The 15,367-nt window shown below is 73.3% G+C and carries 13 protein-coding genes; 3 read left to right on the top strand and 10 right to left on the bottom strand.

Translation table 11 applies throughout. The features are described 5' to 3' along the window. The first annotated feature begins 191 nt into the window (after positions 1–191). The 3 genes from IE239_RS07295 to IE239_RS07285 are packed head-to-tail and all read left to right on the top strand — an operon-like array spanning position 192 to position 5,132. Positions 192–1,157 (top strand): ACP S-malonyltransferase, encoded by a 966-nt coding sequence (locus IE239_RS07295; protein ID WP_190148441.1) that lies wholly within the window; start codon positions 192–194, stop codon positions 1,155–1,157. After that, complete coding sequence (locus IE239_RS07290; RefSeq protein WP_190148440.1) at positions 1,154–2,257, top strand: acyl-CoA synthetase family protein; 1,104 nt, start codon at positions 1,154–1,156, stop codon at positions 2,255–2,257. Before IE239_RS07295 ends, IE239_RS07290 begins: the two co-directional genes overlap by 4 nt. Next, the gene (locus tag IE239_RS07285; protein ID WP_268254498.1) at positions 2,169–5,132 is read left to right on the top strand and encodes a helix-turn-helix transcriptional regulator; all 2,964 of its coding nucleotides are present in this window, start codon (positions 2,169–2,171) and stop codon (positions 5,130–5,132) included. Before IE239_RS07290 ends, IE239_RS07285 begins: the two co-directional genes overlap by 89 nt. 94 nt (positions 5,133–5,226) lie before the next feature. On the opposite strand, the gene IE239_RS07280 is transcribed toward IE239_RS07285, so the two are convergent. From IE239_RS07280 to IE239_RS07235, 10 genes are all read right to left on the bottom strand, one after another. Next, positions 5,227–7,662 (bottom strand): SpoIIE family protein phosphatase, encoded by a 2,436-nt coding sequence (locus tag IE239_RS07280; protein WP_190148438.1) that lies wholly within the window; start codon positions 7,660–7,662, stop codon positions 5,227–5,229. A 237-nt stretch (positions 7,663–7,899) separates the two neighbouring features. After that, positions 7,900–8,622 (bottom strand): FadR/GntR family transcriptional regulator, encoded by a 723-nt coding sequence (locus IE239_RS07275; protein WP_190148437.1) that lies wholly within the window; start codon positions 8,620–8,622, stop codon positions 7,900–7,902. Next, positions 8,613–9,119 (bottom strand): hypothetical protein, encoded by a 507-nt coding sequence (locus IE239_RS43100; RefSeq protein WP_190148436.1) that lies wholly within the window; start codon positions 9,117–9,119, stop codon positions 8,613–8,615. Before IE239_RS43100 ends, IE239_RS07275 begins: the two co-directional genes overlap by 10 nt. Before the next feature lie 36 nt (positions 9,120–9,155). Next, positions 9,156–10,193, bottom strand: a complete 1,038-nt coding sequence (locus IE239_RS07265; protein WP_190148435.1) for a sugar kinase — start codon at positions 10,191–10,193, stop codon at positions 9,156–9,158. Next, positions 10,190–10,822: a bifunctional 4-hydroxy-2-oxoglutarate aldolase/2-dehydro-3-deoxy-phosphogluconate aldolase gene (locus IE239_RS07260; protein WP_229877876.1), complete on the bottom strand. Its 633-nt coding sequence runs from the start codon at positions 10,820–10,822 to the stop codon at positions 10,190–10,192. Before IE239_RS07260 ends, IE239_RS07265 begins: the two co-directional genes overlap by 4 nt. After that, positions 10,819–11,580, bottom strand: a complete 762-nt coding sequence (locus IE239_RS07255; RefSeq protein ID WP_190148433.1) for an SDR family NAD(P)-dependent oxidoreductase — start codon at positions 11,578–11,580, stop codon at positions 10,819–10,821. Before IE239_RS07255 ends, IE239_RS07260 begins: the two co-directional genes overlap by 4 nt. Further along, positions 11,577–12,620, bottom strand: a complete 1,044-nt coding sequence (locus tag IE239_RS07250) for a zinc-dependent alcohol dehydrogenase (protein ID WP_190148432.1) — start codon at positions 12,618–12,620, stop codon at positions 11,577–11,579. The genes IE239_RS07255 and IE239_RS07250 overlap by 4 nt, the downstream gene beginning before the upstream one ends. After that, positions 12,617–13,054 carry an RbsD/FucU domain-containing protein gene (locus tag IE239_RS07245; RefSeq protein WP_190148431.1) on the bottom strand — a complete coding sequence of 146 codons (438 nt, stop codon included), beginning with the start codon at positions 13,052–13,054 and terminating at the stop codon, positions 12,617–12,619. Before IE239_RS07245 ends, IE239_RS07250 begins: the two co-directional genes overlap by 4 nt. After that, positions 13,045–13,950, bottom strand: a complete 906-nt coding sequence (locus tag IE239_RS07240) for an amidohydrolase family protein (protein WP_190148430.1) — start codon at positions 13,948–13,950, stop codon at positions 13,045–13,047. The genes IE239_RS07245 and IE239_RS07240 overlap by 10 nt, the downstream gene beginning before the upstream one ends. After that, positions 13,943–15,286: an enolase C-terminal domain-like protein gene (locus IE239_RS07235; protein ID WP_190148429.1), complete on the bottom strand. Its 1,344-nt coding sequence runs from the start codon at positions 15,284–15,286 to the stop codon at positions 13,943–13,945. The genes IE239_RS07240 and IE239_RS07235 overlap by 8 nt, the downstream gene beginning before the upstream one ends. Positions 15,287–15,367: the final 81 nt, after the last annotated feature.

Here is a 15,367-nt window from a genome sequence, read left to right as displayed (position 1 = left end):
TCGCGGATATCGTCTCCATAGCGCCTCACGCGACAGCTGAACGACCGTCATGGCACGCCCCGAGAGCCCCCTTTCAAGAATGCCAGGACATGGGTAACGTGGCCGACAAGAGCACGTGTCGGCCCGCCGCTTCAGGGCAGTCCGACCGAGTCCACCACGGCTTTTCAGCCATTCTCGGCTTGGAGTTAACGGTGTCTTTGGGTTTTCTTTTCGGCGGCGGTGTCGGCACCGAAGTGCGTGGCACGGAGATGTACCGCTCCTATCCCGTGATGCGTGATCTGTACGAGCAGGTCTCGGAGTGGACCGGCCTGACGGTGGGCCAGATCCTGGAGGAGGAGCTGCCGACCGCGCAGGAGGAGCGGCAGAGCGCGGGAACGATCCGGGAGACCGCGCTGGCGCTGGGCATCCACGACGTGCTGGTGGAGCACGGACTGCGGCCCTCCGCGCTCGGCGGCCTGAGTCTGGGCGCGATGACGGCGAGCTGTCTGGCCGGCGCCATCGGGCGCAGGGAACTCTTCGAGATGCTGGCGCACACCCGGCACACGCCCGAACTGCCGCCGGAGTCGCCCGAGCAGGGACTCGCCCTGGCCTTCGCGCCCGTCGAGGGCGACCTGGTGGCCGCCTACCGGGGCGAGGGCCGGGCGGGGGTGCATCTGTCCGGGGTCTTCGGGGTGACGGCGGACGGAGCGATGCAGATCCTGATGCTCTCCGGTGAGCGGTCGGCGCTGGAGGAAGTGGCGGCCGACCTGCCGCCGGGCACGATAGCCCCGCTGCCGGACCGGCCGATCGCCGTCCACTCGCCGCTGCGCGGTCACCATCGCGAGTTCATGGCTCCGTACGTCGGGGCGATGCCCTTCACGGCGCCCGAACTGCCGTTGTTCTCCTGCCTGGAGCAGAAGAAGCTGACGACCGCGGAGGGCGTGCGGGATCTGTTCGACCGCAACTCCACGGACGCCATCAGCCTGCCGGACGTGTGCGCCGGCATGAAGGAGGAGGGTGTCCGGCTCGCGCTGATCATGGGCGGTTCGATCCCCGACGGAATTCTGCGCTTCCCGTTCCCGGTGGTGCACGTCGACCAGCCCGAGCACGTCCAGCAGGTGCTGACCAGCGCCTTCGACCTGGGCATCGACCTGGCGCCCGCGCAGACGGGGCGATGACGTCGACGACACGCACGCCGGCCGGGTCCCGGGCCGCGGAGTGCGACAGACTCGTCCGGGACTGGCTCGACACCGACCTGGACGCATGGACCCGCCGGGTGGTCGCCCGGCATTTCGATCCGCTGACCGGCAGCCCCTACTGGCTGCGGCGGGCGGCCGGCCTGGACTTCGACCCACGCGACCTCACCCGCTACGACCAGCTCACGGCCTTCGGCCCGTTCCCCGTGGAGGTCCTGCGCGACATGGACCCGGCGGACCTGGTGCCGCTGGCCGTGCCCCGGCCGCTGACCGGTCGGATCTGGGACACCGGGGGCACCACGGGCCCGCCGTGCCGGCTCTTCTACACCCCCGACATGCTGCTGCACCGTGGTGCGTGGCGCCGCTGGTCCTTCGTCTCCGAGGGCTTCCTGCCGCACCGTACATGGCTGCAGGCGACGCCCACCGGGCCGCATCTGATCGGCAACGGGGTGTGGGAGACGACCGAGTTGTTCGAAGGCCGGACCTACGCGATCGACATGGATCCGCGGTGGGTGAAGCGGCTGATCCGGGCCGGACGGCCGGCGGACGCCCAGGAGTACACCACGCACCTCCTGGAGCAGATCGCCGACGTGCTCCGCCCGGGCCGGGTCGACTACGTGAACACCACTCCGGCCGTTTTCCAGGCACTGACGCGGCGTTTCCCCGAACTGGTCGCTCCGCTGAAGGGCGTACGGCTGAGCGGGACCCAGCTCAGCGCGGACATGTACCGCGACTTCACCGCGGCCATGTCCGACGGTGTCTGCGGGCGCAGCTACGGCAACACTTTCGGAAATGCGGCGGGTCTACCCGTGGAACAGAACGCAGAATTGATGCCGTATGTCCCGAATTTCCCTCAGGTGACGATGACGGTTGTCGACAAGCAAGAATGGTCCGAAGCCGTGGCCTACGGAAAGACGGGCCAGGTCCGATTGACCGTCCTCCATGATGACCTGCTCCTGCCGAACATCCTCGAACGCGACCAGGCCCTGCGCTATGATCCAAAAGGAAAGTGGCCGTCCGACGGAGTCGCCAACGTCACCCCTCTCCAAACCACTTCATCCGCCCCCGAAGGACTTTATTGACGGTTTATTTACGCCGTCTCGATCACTACCGAACAGAAACTTACCGACGAGTTCTGAGGCAAGGTCGGTTGTGTTGCAGCAAGGTGCCGGCACACGGTTGGTCGAGCGCGAGAAACCCCTCTCCGACTTGGGAAACTCGCTCATCGCCTCACGCGGGCGCGCCGGCCGGATCGTGCTCCTGAGCGGCGCGGTGGGCACGGGCAAGTCGGAACTTCTCTACGCCTTCGCCGAGCAGGCCTCGGATTCCTGCCTCTGTCTCGGGGCCGTCGGCCACGAGCACGAACGCGACGTCCCCCTCGGCGTGGTCCGCCAGCTCGTCCGCGATCTGCCGCTCCCCTCCTCCCTGCTCTCCCGGATGGCGCTGCTGGAGAGTCTGCTGGCGGCGGGGCCGGCCTCCTCCCGCCACGCCGTCCTGCTCCAGGCCCGGGTGGCGCACGGGCTGTGCGACGCCCTGTTACAGCTCGCGGGCGCCCACCGGTTACTCATCGGCGTGGACGACATCCAGCATGCCGACGAGGCGTCGCTGGCGTGTCTGCTCCATCTCCTGCCCCATGTCCGGTCCGCACCGGTGATGCTGGTGATCGTGCAACCGGACCGCACCGGCAGACACCCCCTGCTGGACGCGGAACTACGACGCCATCCGCACTGCCGGCGCGTACGCATCACCGGGCTGTCCCGCGACGCGACCGTGCTCCTGGCCGAGCAGCGGCTGGGCACGGAGGAGGGCCGCCGGCTCGGCCCCGTCTACCACGCGCTCAGCGGTGGCAGCCCTTTACTGCTGCGAGCCCTGCTGGAGGACCGGCTCAGCCGGCGCACGGACGGCTCGGGAGGCGCTGCGGACGGGGCGTACGCGGACGAGGAGTTCCGGCATGCCGTCCTCGCCTGTCTGCGCCGCCACGAGGAGTCGGTGTCGGGCGTCGCCCGCCTGCTCGCCGTCCTGGAGGACACGGCGACACCGGAGCGCCTCGTCCGCCTGCTCGGGACGAGCACAGCCGGGGTGCGGCGCGCGCTGACGCAGCTGGAGGCCTCGGGGCTCACCTCGGGAACGGATTTCCGCCACCCCGCGACGAGGGAGGTGATTCTGGAGGACATGTCCCCCGACGCCGTCTTCGAGGCGCACCGCCGCGCGGCACGACTCCTGCACGACGAAGGGGCCCCGTCCCTGGTGGTGGCCCGCCGGCTGGCAGCCGCGGGACGCGCCCACGACGGCTGGGCCCGCTCGGTCCTGGCGGAAGCGGCCGAGGCGGCGTGTCTGCGCGAGGAGCTGCCGTTCGCCGTCACCTGCCTGGAGCTCGCCCTCGGCAGCACCGAGGACCCCGACGCCCGCGCGGTCACCGAGGCGCAGTTGATCCGGCTGGAGTGGCGGATGAACCCCGCGACCGCCGAACGGCGACTCGGCTCGCTGGTCAGGGCGGCGCTCGACGGCCGGCTGCCGCAGGCTTCGGCGATGTCCCTGGTCAAGTCGCTGCTCTGGTTCGGCCGCCGCAGGGAGGCGGTGTCCCTGCTCGGCCTTCTCGGCGCCTCCGAAGCGACGTGCCCGCTGCGGCTCGGACGTCTGCACGCCTGGCTGCGCGTCCGCCATCCGTCGGTCCTTCCGCACGCGTCCGCCGGGGCCGGGCCCGACGCTGCGGTCCAGTCGGGCGCCGCGGACGCCGCCGCCGTCTCCGCCGACGGCCTGCTGTCCCTCACGCTGCGGAGCGGGGGCGGGGAAACCACCGCCCGCACCGCGGAGATGATGCTCAGCACGTGCCGTCCGGAGAGCACGGCAGACGTCGACAGCGCGGAGTCGGCGCTCCTCGCTCTGCTCTACACCGGCCGGCGGGACCGCGCCGCCCACTGGTCCGCCAGGTGCGCGGCGGCCGTGGCCGGCCGTCGCGCGCCGACCTGGCAGGCCAGACTCTCCGCCGTGCAGGCGGAGGTCGCCCTGCGCCAGGGCGACCTGACGACGGCTCTGCAGCACGCCCGGACCGCCATGACCCTCCTCCCGCCGCGCGGTTGGGGACTCGCCGTGGGCCTGCCGGTGAGCGTGCTCGTCCTGGCCGCGACCGCGACGGGAGCGTACGAGGTCGCCGAGGAGCAGTTGCAGTTGCCCGTGCCGGAGGAGATCCACGGATCCTGGTACGGGATTCCCTATCTGTACGCCCGCGGTCATCACCACCTCGCGTCGAGGCGACCGGACGCCGCACTGGGCGACTTCCTCGCCTGCGGGGAGAAGGCGAGCGCCTGGAACATGGATCTGCCCACGTTCGTGGCGTGGCGCAGCGCCGCCGCCACCGCCCATCTGTGGCTGGGGCGGCGCGAGGAGGCCCGCAGGCTCGTCGAGGAGGAACTGGCCCGGCCCGGCCCGGCGAAGTCCAGCCCTCGGGGTGTCGCGCTGCGTCTGCTCGCCGAACTCGCCGAGCCGCGGCGCAGGGTGGCGATCCTCAACAACGCCGTGACGCTGCAGAGGCTGACCGGAGACCGGCTCGAACTCGCCCGGTCGCTCGCCGCTCTCGGTTCCGCCCAGCGGGCCGTCGGCGCGGCCGGCCCCGCCCGGCAGGCGCTGCACCAGGCGCTGCGGCTGGCGGAGCAGTGCGGCGCCGCGCCCCTGCGCCGCGCCCTGCTGAGCAACGACGCGGACGCGGCCCCGGAGCCGTCCGGTGAGGACGCGGAGGACCCGTTGAGCGCGGCGGAACGCCGGGTCGCGTCGCTGGCTTCCTGGGGGCACTCCAACCGGGAGATCGCCGACCAGCTGTGCGTCACCGTCAGCACGGTCGAACAGCACCTGACCCGTATCTATCGCAAGCTCAACGTGACGGGCCGGGCCGAACTGCCCGTCACCTACCAGGACTGCGCGGAGAACCGCCCGGGCGCGCAGCCGCACCGGTCCGTCTGACGCCCCGTCCCGCTTCGCGTACGGGACCCGGTCGGCAAGGAGCGGTGGAGGCTGCCGGCGCGGCTGGTGCGCGGTGCGAGCCGCCCGCGGTGGCTCAGCGCGGCACCGGCTGTTCGGCCCAGATCGTCTTGCCGGTGGCGGTGTGGCGGCTGCCCCAGCGTTCGGCCACCTGGGCGACGAGCATCAGTCCGCGCCCGCCCTCGTCGAAGACGCGGGCCCGCCGCAGGTGCGGGGCGGTACTGGTGCCGTCGGAGACCTCGCAGATCAGCACGTCGGCGTGGATGAGCCGCAGCTCGATGGGGGCGGTGCCGTACCGGATGGCGTTGGTGACCAGCTCGCTGACGATCAGTTCGGTGGAGAACTCGAGCTCGGCCAGGCCCCAGGCGGCCAGCTGCTCGCACGCCATCCGGCGCGCCCCGGCGACGGCCGCGGGGTCGACGGGCAGCTGCCAGGTGCGCACCTGGTCCGTCCCGAGGCCGGACGCGCGAGCCAGCAGCAGGACGATGTCGTCGCCGGGCGGGTCGGCCCGCACCTTGCGCATCACCTCGTCGCAGGTCTCCTCCAGGCCGGCGGCCGGGTGGCGCAGCGCCTCGGTCAGCAGGTCCAGTCCGACGTCGATGTCACGGCCGGGGGTCTCGATCAGGCCGTCGGTGTAGAGGGCCAGCAGGCTTCCCTCGGCCATGGTGATCCGGGCCGACTCGAAGGGCAGTCCGCCCAGGCCGAGCGGTGGCCCGGCGGGCAGGTCCAGGACCTGCACGGCGCCGTCCGACGTCACCAGCACGGGCGGCGGGTGACCGGCCCGGGCCAGGTCGCACAGGCCGGCCACGGGGTCGTAGACGGCGTAGAGGCAGGTGGCTCCGACCTCTCCCGAGGCCTCCTCCGCCTGCCTGCGCGCATCCGGGCCCTCCTCCCGGTCGAGGCGGATGACCAGGTCGTCCAGCCGGGTGAGCAGCTCGTCGGGCGCGAAGTCGGCGTCCGCGAGGGTCCGCACCGCGGTGCGCAGCCGGCCCATCGTCGCCGAGGCGTGCACGCCGTGGCCCACGACGTCGCCGACCACCAGCGCGACCCGTCCTCCGGACAGCGCGATGACGTCGAACCAGTCTCCGCCGATCTCGTCCCCGGAACCGGCGGGAAGGTACCGGTAGGCCAGGTCGACCGCCTGCCCCTCCGGCAGCCGTTCGGGCAGCAGGCTGCGCTGGAGGGCGAGCGCGGTCCGGCGCTCGCGGGTGTAGCGGCGGGCGTTGTCGATGCTCACCGCCGCCCTGGCGCCGATCTCCTCGGCGAGCACGAGATCGTCCTTGCCGAAGGGGTCCGCCGTACGGTGCCGCAGGAGATGCATCACTCCCAGGGTGATGCCCCGGGCGCGCAGCGGCACCATCATCACCGCATGGATCCTGAACCGCCTGACGCTCTCGGCGCGCGCCGGGGAGGCCGTCGACCAGTCCACGAGCCGCGGATCGCCCACACGGTAGTGGCTGCCCCGGCCGGTGATGAGCGCCTGGGCCGGAGGCGAGCCGGGCGGGTAGACGTCGGTGTCGCCCGTCCGGACCACCGATTCCGGGCATCCCGACAGGACCGACCGTTGCGCGGTACGGCGGCACTGCACCGGCGTGCCGGGCGGTACCGGCTGTGGCTCGTGCCCCTGGGCGACGGACTCCAGCAGGTCCACGGTGACGAAGTCGGCGAACCCCCCGGCCACCGCCACCTCGGCCAGTTCCTCGGCCGTCCGGGACACGTCCAGCGAGCTGCCGATGCGTGCGCCGGCGTCGTTCAGCACCGCCAGCCGGCGCCGGGCCCAGTACTGCTCGGTGATGTCGATGACCACCGCCGAGACGCCGAGCACGTCGCCCGCCCGGTCCTTCAACGGGGACAGATAGACCGACCACGCGTGATCGCGGACCTCGCCGGAGGCACGGAACGGCTGCTCCTCACGGAAGATCATCTCGCCGGTGCGCACCACCTGCCGCTGCAGGCGGTCGATCTCGCCCAGGGGCGGGGCGGGGTAGATCTCCCACAGGGTGAGTCCCCTCATCTCCTCCTGGGTGAGTCCCATGGCCCGGCTCATCACCTGGTTGCAGGCCACGAACCGGGCCTCGCGGTCGTAGACGGCCACGGGGAGCGGGAGCTGCGCGAGCGTGAGGTCCCACAGCTCCGCCGCCTCCGCGTCGGTCGGCGCCGCGGGGTACGTCGTCGCCGCCGGGGCGAGGACCCACGGGGTCGAGCCGTCCGAGTCCGTCAGCGGGGTGCCCCGCAGGTGCACCTTGACATGGTCCCCGTTCCGTTTCCGCAGCGCCAGATCGCTGGTCCACGGCTCTCCGGCGGCGAGGTGGCGGCGCATCGCGGTGGGCAGCTTCGCGGCGAGCAGCTGGGCGGCCGGCAGCCCGACCACCTCCTCGGACCGGTATCCGAGCAGCCGCCTCGCTCCGGCGCTCCATGCCATGACGGCTCCGCGGGCGTCGACGACGACCGCGAAGTCCTCGGGAGCCCCGGCGGGCTTCCCTTCTCTGGTCGTATCGGATTCGTGGTCCATGGGAGGCATCCCGACGTCGTTCCTCTCGCACCCGGCCCGGTGCCGCGTCGACCGTCACCGGCGCTGCCTCCAGCATCCTGCCACCGCACAGCCCGCTCAACCGGCCGAACGGCGAGACAGCGGGCAAGGCCGGGTGATCGCGGGTCCCGCGCACCGGGCCCGCGTCCCCGGCCCCTCCCGGCCCCCGGGCCCCTCCCGCCCCTTGAAGGGCGGGCGAGGACGGGCCGGCGGCCGCCCTCACCTGCGTGTGGGCGTCCCGAAGGGGAGGGGCGCGCCTGAGCGCAGGTGTTCTCTCAGCCACTGCTCGGTGTTGCTCACGTGCAGCAGTGCGGCGGCCTGGCTGAGGGCGGAGTCGCGGGCAGCCAGCGCGTCGAAGATCGCCTGGTGCTCGGCGAGGGTGCGCCCCGCGGCCTGGGAGTCGACCAGACCGCGCCAGATGCGGGCGCGCAGGGTGCGGCCGGAGATGCCTTCGAGCAGGGTCAGGAGGCTCTCGTTGCCCGTGGCCGAGATGACGGCGCGATGGAACGCGGCATCGTGGGCGTTGAGCTGCTCGACGTCCTCGCGGGCCTCGCGCATGGCGTCCAGGTGGCTCTTCACCTCGGCCAGCTGGTCGTCGGAGATGCGGGTGGCGGCCAGTGCGGTGGCGATCGGCTCGAGGAGCCGCCGTACCTCCATGAGGTCCTGCAGGGCGACCGAGTCGCCCTGCAGCAGCTCGACCGCCCCGCCGAGCCCCGCCAGGAGCAGGCTGGGCTGCAGGCTGGTGACGTAGGTGCCGTCGCCCCGGCGGACCTCCAGGACCCGGGCGACGGCCAGCGCCTTGACCGCCTCGCGGGCGAGGTTGCGGGACAGGCCCAGCTGGGCGGCCAGGTCCGGCTCCGGTGGGAGCTTCGACCCCGGAGGCAGCACACCGGTCCGGATCAGCTCGCGGAGCTGTTCGATGGCCTTGTCCGTCAGAGACACCGCGCGTCCCGCCCGCCCTGGCGCCCCTCGAACACGGCCGGCCTGATCAGCCCCTGAGCGCCGGGATCGTCCCGGAGGCCCGCCGGGACGCGCTGACCATGGAGTTCCACGTTTCGTACGACCTGTTCCGGAGTCCGCATGCCGAGGGTGACGTCGATGATACCGGGGTGGTTGCGGGCGAAGGCGATCGTGGCCGTCGGCAGCGGGGTCCCATGCGCCGCGCAGACGTCGGCGACGGCCCGGGGGCGGGCGCGGCGAGCCGGCGGGGCGTCCCGGCAGTCGTCCTTCACGCCCTCGGCGGGCCGGTCCGCGCGGAGCGGTCCGGGGCCGGTGCCGGGGCGCGGCGCGGTGTCGAAGTGCCGAAGACCGGCTTGCCGGGCCCCGCCCGCGGCCGCTGCCGCGGGCGGGGTGACGCGGTGGAGGCTGCCGGTCCCGGACGCCCGGAAACCGGGTGCGGTGAGCGCCGCGGACGTGTTCCGGATCTTCCGCTGGTGCAAGACGTGCTCCTGGAGTACGGGCGACGCGGGCGCCGGTCAGCGCCTGACGTGGGGCGACCCGCCCGCGATGAGCGCCTCGACCTCGGCGAGCGAGGCCATGGAGACGTCTCCGGGCGTGGTCATGGTGAGCGCGCCGTGGGCGGTGCCGTAGGCCAGGGCGCGCTCCAGGTCTGCGCCGCCGAGCAGTCCGTACAGCAGGCCGGCGGCGAATCCGTCCCCGGAGCCGATGCGGTCCAGGACCTGCAGGGCGGGCATCCTGGGGCCGGCGACGAAGCCCGTCGCGGCGGACCAGGCGGCGGAGGACCAGTCGTTGACCCCGGCCGAGGGCGCCTCGCGCAGGGTCGTCGCCACAACGGCCGCCCCGGGCAGCAGCGCCACCACCTGGGCGAGCGCGTCCGCCACCTCGTCGGCCCTCACACGCGCCTGTCCCGGGCGGGCGCCGGCCAGGCCCAGGGCGCCCACCACGACGTCGGCCTTCCGGGCGAGCCTCAGGTCGACCTCGCGCGCGGCGTCGGCGCCGCCCCGGCCGGCCCAGAGGCTGGGGCGGTGGTTGGGGTCGTAGGAGACCGTGACGCCGTGGCGGCGCGCCGCGGCCATGGCCTCGTCCGCGACGTCCGGCGTGGTGTCGGACAGGCCGGCGAAGATGCCGCCGGTGTGGAACCAGCGCACGCCGGCCGAGAACACGGCGTCCCAGTCGACGTCGCCCTTGCGCAGCTGTGACACGGCGGTGTGCGCGCGGTCGCTGACGCCCAGCGCCCCGCGGATGCCGTAGCCGCGTTCGACGAAGTTGAGGCCGTTGCGGGCGGTGCGGCCGATGCCGTCGTCAAAAGCCCAGCGGATCAGTGAGGTGTCGACGCCGCCCTGGAGGACCAGGTCCTCCACCAGCCGGCCCACCGCGTTGTCGGCGAGGGCGGTCACGACGGCCGTGCGCAGGCCGAAGCAGCGCCGCAGCCCCCGGACGACGTTGTACTCGCCGCCTCCCTCCCAGACCTGGAAGGTGCGGGCCGTGCGGATGCGCCCCTCTCCCGGGTCGAAGCGCAGCATCACCTCGCCGAGGGCCACCACGTCGATCACGGCATGCTCCTGTCCACCGCGTCGGCCGTCAGCCGGCGGATCTCGTCGTGGTCGCCGCGTTCCAGGAGGGCGGGGGCGGCCATCCAGCTGCCGCCGACGGCGAGGACCGCCGGTTCGGCGAGGTAGGCGGCCATCCGGGAGGCGTCGATCCCGCCGGTGGGCACGAAGCGCACCCCGGGGAAGGGGGCCGCGAGCGCGCGCAGGGTCCGCGGGCCGCCGAGCGGCTCGGCGGGGAAGAGCTTGACGGTGTGGAGACCGGCGCGCAGGGCGCGCATCAGCTCGGTGGCGGTGGCGACGCCGGGCACGACCGGCACGCCCAGCTCGCGGCACTTCGCGACGACCTCCTCGTCGAAGCCCGGCGAGACGACGAAGCGGGCCCCGGCGGCCACGGCCCGCTCCGCCTGCTCGGGCGTGAGCACCGTGCCGGCGCCGACGATGAGGCCGCCGTGGGCGGCCATCTCCCTGAGCACGCGTTCGGCCCCCGGGGTGCGCAAGGTGACCTCGGCGCACCGGGCGCCGCCCGCGGCGAGCGCGTCGGCCAGCGGGCCGCCGGCCTGCGTGGACGGCACGGTCAGCACGGGCAGGAGACGGGCGCCGGCGAGCACGGCGGCCGGGTCGGTGCTGATCACCGGCCGAGCCATCCACCGTCGACGGGCAGGACGACGCCATGGACGTAGGCGGCGGCGTCCGAGGCGAGGAACACCGTGGCGCCCGCCAGGTCGTCCGCGCTGCCCCACCGTCCGGCCGGGATGCGGTCCAGGATCGCCCTGCTGCGTGCCGGGTCGTCCTGGAGTGCCTGGGTGTTGTCGGTGGCGATGTAGCCGGGGGCGACGGCGTTGACGTTCACACCGTGCGGGGCCCACTCGTTGGCCAGCGCCTTGGTGAGTCCGGCGATGCCGTGCTTGGCGGCGGTGTAGCCGGGGACGGTGATGCCGCCCTGGAAGCTGAGCAGCGACGCCGTGAAGACGATCTTTCCCTGGCCGCGGGCCACCATCGTCGCGCCGACCGCCCGGGTCAGCGCGAACTGCGCGGTGAGGTTGACCTGGAGCACCGACTCCCAGTCCGCGTCGGTGTGTTCGGCCGCCGGGGCGCGGCGGATGGTGCCCGCGTTGTTGACCAGGATGTCCACCGGACGGTCCCGCCCGGCGAGGTCCGCTCCCAGAGCCCGGACGGCCGCGGGGTCGGCGAAGTCGGTGCGGATCGCCTCGAAGCTGCGGCCGGCGGCGAGGACGTCCTTCTCCACCGCGCTTGCCGAGGTCTCCAGGTGGGCGCTGACGCCGATGACGTCCGCGCCGGCCTCGGCGAGGGCGCGGGCCACGGCCCGGCCGATGCCGCGCCGGGCTCCGGTCACGACGGCGAGCCTGCCGGTGAGGTCGAAGGCGTTCATACGGCCGCCTCCCGGGCGTCGTCGGTGCAGTCCACGAGGATCTTCATGACGTCGCCGCCGCCCTCCAGGGCCTCGAACGCGGCGGGCGCCTGTCCGAGCGGCACGACCTTGCTGATCAGCCGTGCGGCCGGGATCGTCCCGTCCGCCACCAGGGCCACCGCGCGCCCGAAGTCGGAGCGGTCGTACAACCGCGCCCCGACCAGGGTGAGTTCACGCCAGAAGAAGCGGTGCAGGTTCACCTCCCGGGGACGCGGGTGGATCGCGACCAGGCAGAGGCGGCCGCGCACCCCGAGGACGTCCACGGCCGTGTCCACGCCGCCCGCCGCGCCGGAGACCTCGAAGGCGACCTCCGCACCGGCCTCCCCGGTCCACGCCCGCACCAGCGCCGGCACGTCGTCGTCGGCCGGGTCCCACGCCGTCAGCCCCAGTTCCCCGGCCAGCAGGCGCCGATGGGGGCTGAGCTCCACCACTCGGACCTCGGCGCCCGCGGCCCGCGCGACCAGCGCGATGAGGATGCCGACCGGACCCCCGCCGACCACGACGACCTTCTCGCCCTCGGCGACCTCGGCCCGGCCCACGTCGTGCACGGCGACCGCCGTCGGCTCGACGAGCGCGGCCCGGTCCAGGGCGAGCGCCTCCGGCAGCCTGATCAGCGTCGAGGCGGGCACCGTCCAGCGCTGCTGCATCGCGCCCGGGGAGTCGATGCCGATGAAGTCCAGGTGCTGGCAGATGTGCCGATGCCCGGCGAGGCAGGCGGGGCAGGTGTCGTCCCAGCGCAGCGGCATGACCGTGACCGCGTCCCCGGGCCGCCAGTCCTCGACGCCGGGGCCGACGCGTGTGACGCGGCCGGACATCTCGTGGCCCAGGACGGCGGGGGCGGCGACCCGCGCGTCCATGTCGCCGTGGAAGATGTGCAGATCGGTGCCGCAGATGCCGACGTAGGCGGGGGCCAGCTCCACCTCGCCCGGACCGGGAGCGCGGGGCTCGACGACCGCGGTGTCCAGGGTGCGGGCGGCCTTGTAACGGACGGCGAGTGTCATCGTTTCGTCAGGGTCCCTTCAGCGCGGACGCCGATGGTCAGCAGCAGGTTGGCGTAGGTGCGGGTGTCGGCGGTGACGACGGCCAGCGCCAGGTCGGGCGAGCGGGCGGCGTCGTAGAACTCGAAGCGCCCGAGCGTGTCGACCGGGAGCGGCGCGAGCATCGAGCGGTACTCGGCGATGGCGGGCGGCTCCGGTTCGCCCTCGGGGGGCACCATCACGTGGGCCGCCTCCAGGGGCAGGGCGCGCAGCAGGACGTCGAGCACGGTCCGGACGTCCAGCAGGCCGGGGGCCAGGTTGAGGTGGACGGTGCGGGCGCGCACGCCGGTGGCGGTGCTCGCCGGGTAGTGGCCGTCGGCCAGCAGCACGCGGGCGCCGTGACCGGCGCCGGCCAGGGATTCGAGGATCCCGGGGTGCAGCAGTTCCGTCAGGAGCACGGTGTCCTCTCCTTCGTCGTCGGCTCGGGGGTCAGGCGGTAGAAGGCGGTCGCGGTGCCGGCGAGCACCGCGTGGATCTCGGCGCCGGAACAGCCGTCCAGGAGTTCCTCGACGGTGGCGGCCCAGCGGTTCCAGCCGCCCGCGAGGTCGGCGACCGGCCAGTCGGAGCCGAACATCAGCCGGTCGGGGCCGAAGGCGGAGAGCAGGACGTCCCACACGGGGCGGAGGTCGTCGACGGTCCACTTCTCGTGGTCCGCCTCGGTGATCAGCCCCGACACCTTGCAGCGCACCTGGGGGCGCCCGGCCAGTGCGCGCACCAGCCGGCTCCAGTCGGTCAGGTCCCCCGCGGCGAGCGGCGGCTTGCCGGCGTGGTCCAGGACGAGCGGCAGTTCCGGGAGCCGCTGCGCGAGCCGGATCGCCTGGGGCAGCTGGTGGCTGCGGACCAGTACGTCGTAACCGAGTCCGCGCTCGCCTGTCGTTCTCAACCCCCTTTCGACTTCCGGCCGTTGGAGCCAGTTCGGGTCCGTCTCGCCCTGCACGACATGGCGCACCGCCCGCAGGTACGAGCCGCCGGGCCCGCTGCGCAGTTCGTCGATGACGTCGCCGACCGCGGGGGACGTCAGGTCCGCCCAGCCGACGACGGCGCCGATGAGCGGGTCGTCGGCGGCCAGGGCGAGCAGGTCGCGTGTCTCGGGCACGGAGGCGACGCACTGGACGACGACCGTGCTCGTCAGCCGCCGTCCGGCGATCGGCCTGGTCGCCGCCGACAGCAGGTCGCGCGGGCTGAAGGTGCGGCGGATCGGTTCGTGGCCGGGCTCGTCCAGCCAGGGCTGTGGCCGGACGTCCAGGTCCCACACATGGTGGTGGGCGTCGACGAGGGCCCGGGCGTCACACACGGGCGGCCCAGACGGGGCCGTCGGGGTACGTGTACTCCTTGAGGGACTCGGGATGCATCTGGGCGCTCAGGCCCGGGAGCGTGGGCGCCAGGTAGTGTCCCTCGACGATGCGGACCGGGTCGACGAAGTGCTCGTGCAGGTGGTCGACGTACTCGATGACCCGGTCCTCGGTGGTGCCGGAGACGGCGACGTAGTCGAACATCGACAGGTGCTGCACCATCTCGCACAGGCCCACGCCGCCCGCGTGCGGACAGACCGGCACGCCGAACTTCGCGGCGAGCAGCAGGATCGCGATGTTCTCGTTGACACCGCCGACCCGTGCGGAGTCGATCTGCACGATGTCCACCGCTCCGGCCTGGAGGAGCTGCTTGAAGACGACCCGGTTGGCGACGTGCTCGCCGGTGGCGACCTTGACGGGGCCGACGGCCTTGCGCACGGCGGCGTGGCCGAGGATGTCGTCGGGCGAGGTGGGTTCCTCGATCCAGTACGGCCGGTAGGGGGCCAGGGCGCTCATCCAGTCGATCGCGGCCTGGACGTCCCATCTCTGGTTGGCGTCCACGGCGATGCGTACGCCGTCGCCGACGGTCTCGCGGGCGGTGCGCAGGCGCCGTACGTCGTCCTCCAGATCCGCGCCGACCTTCAGCTTGATCTGGGTGAAGCCGTCGGCGACGGCCTCACGGGCGAGGCGGGCCAGCTTCTCGTCGGAGTAGCCGAGCCAGCCGGGGGTGGTGGTGTAGGCGGGGTAGCCCTCGTCGAGCAGGCGGCCGATGCGCTGTGCGCGGCCCGGCTCGGCGCGGCGCAGGATCTGAAGGGCGTCCTCGGGGGTGAGGGCGTCGCTGAGCCAGCGGAAGTCGACCTGGGCGACCAGGTCCTCGGGCGACATCTCGCCGAGGAAGCGCCACACGGGTTTGCCCGCGCGCTTGGCGGCCAGGTCCCAGGCGGCGTTGACGACGGCGCCGACGGCCATGTGGATGGCGCCCTTCTCCGGTCCCAGCCATCGCAGTTGGGGGTCGTGGACGAGGGAGCGGGAGAACCCGCCGAGGTCGGCGCAGACCTCGTCGACGGACCGGCCCACCACGTGCGGGGCCAGGGCCGCGATGGCGGCCGCCTGGACGTCGTTGCCGCGGCCGGTGGTGAAGGCCAGGGCGTGGCCCTCGAGTCCGTCGCCCGCGTCGGTGCGCAGGACGACGTAGGCGGCGGAGTAGTCGGGTTCGGGGTTCATCGCGTCCGACCCGTCCAGGTGCTCGGACGTCGGGAAGCGCACGTCCAGCACGTCCAGGGAGGTGATGAGGGCAAAAGCCGGGGAAGCCGGGGAAGGGGACGGGGCGGATGGCATGGCGGCGACTCCTGTGAGGTGCTGGGGCGATACGGCCCTGTGCGACGAGAGAGGGGTGGCGCAGGGCGCCGGGCGGACCCG

The organism is Streptomyces humidus (assembly GCF_014649655.1).
In the GTDB taxonomy this organism is placed as follows: Bacteria; Actinomycetota; Actinomycetes; order Streptomycetales; family Streptomycetaceae; genus Streptomyces; species Streptomyces humidus.
This window is presented reverse-complemented; position numbering and strand designations above follow the sequence as displayed.

Bases quoted from the DNA above. Each gene is read 5' to 3' on its own strand.
- IE239_RS07250 (WP_190148432.1), bottom strand. From the start codon at position 12,620: ATGACACTCGCCGTCCGTTACAAGGCCGCCCGCACCCTGGACACCGCG.
- IE239_RS07280 (WP_190148438.1), bottom strand. From the start codon at position 7,662: ATGGACCACGAATCCGATACGACCAGAGAAGGGAAGCCCGCCGGGGCT.
- IE239_RS07255 (WP_190148433.1), bottom strand. From the start codon at position 11,580: ATGAACGCCTTCGACCTCACCGGCAGGCTCGCCGTCGTGACCGGAGCC.
- IE239_RS07290 (WP_190148440.1), top strand. From the start codon at position 1,154: ATGACGTCGACGACACGCACGCCGGCCGGGTCCCGGGCCGCGGAGTGC.
- IE239_RS07285 (WP_268254498.1), top strand. From the start codon at position 2,169: ATGATCCAAAAGGAAAGTGGCCGTCCGACGGAGTCGCCAACGTCACCC.
- IE239_RS07235 (WP_190148429.1), bottom strand. From the start codon at position 15,286: ATGCCATCCGCCCCGTCCCCTTCCCCGGCTTCCCCGGCTTTTGCCCTC.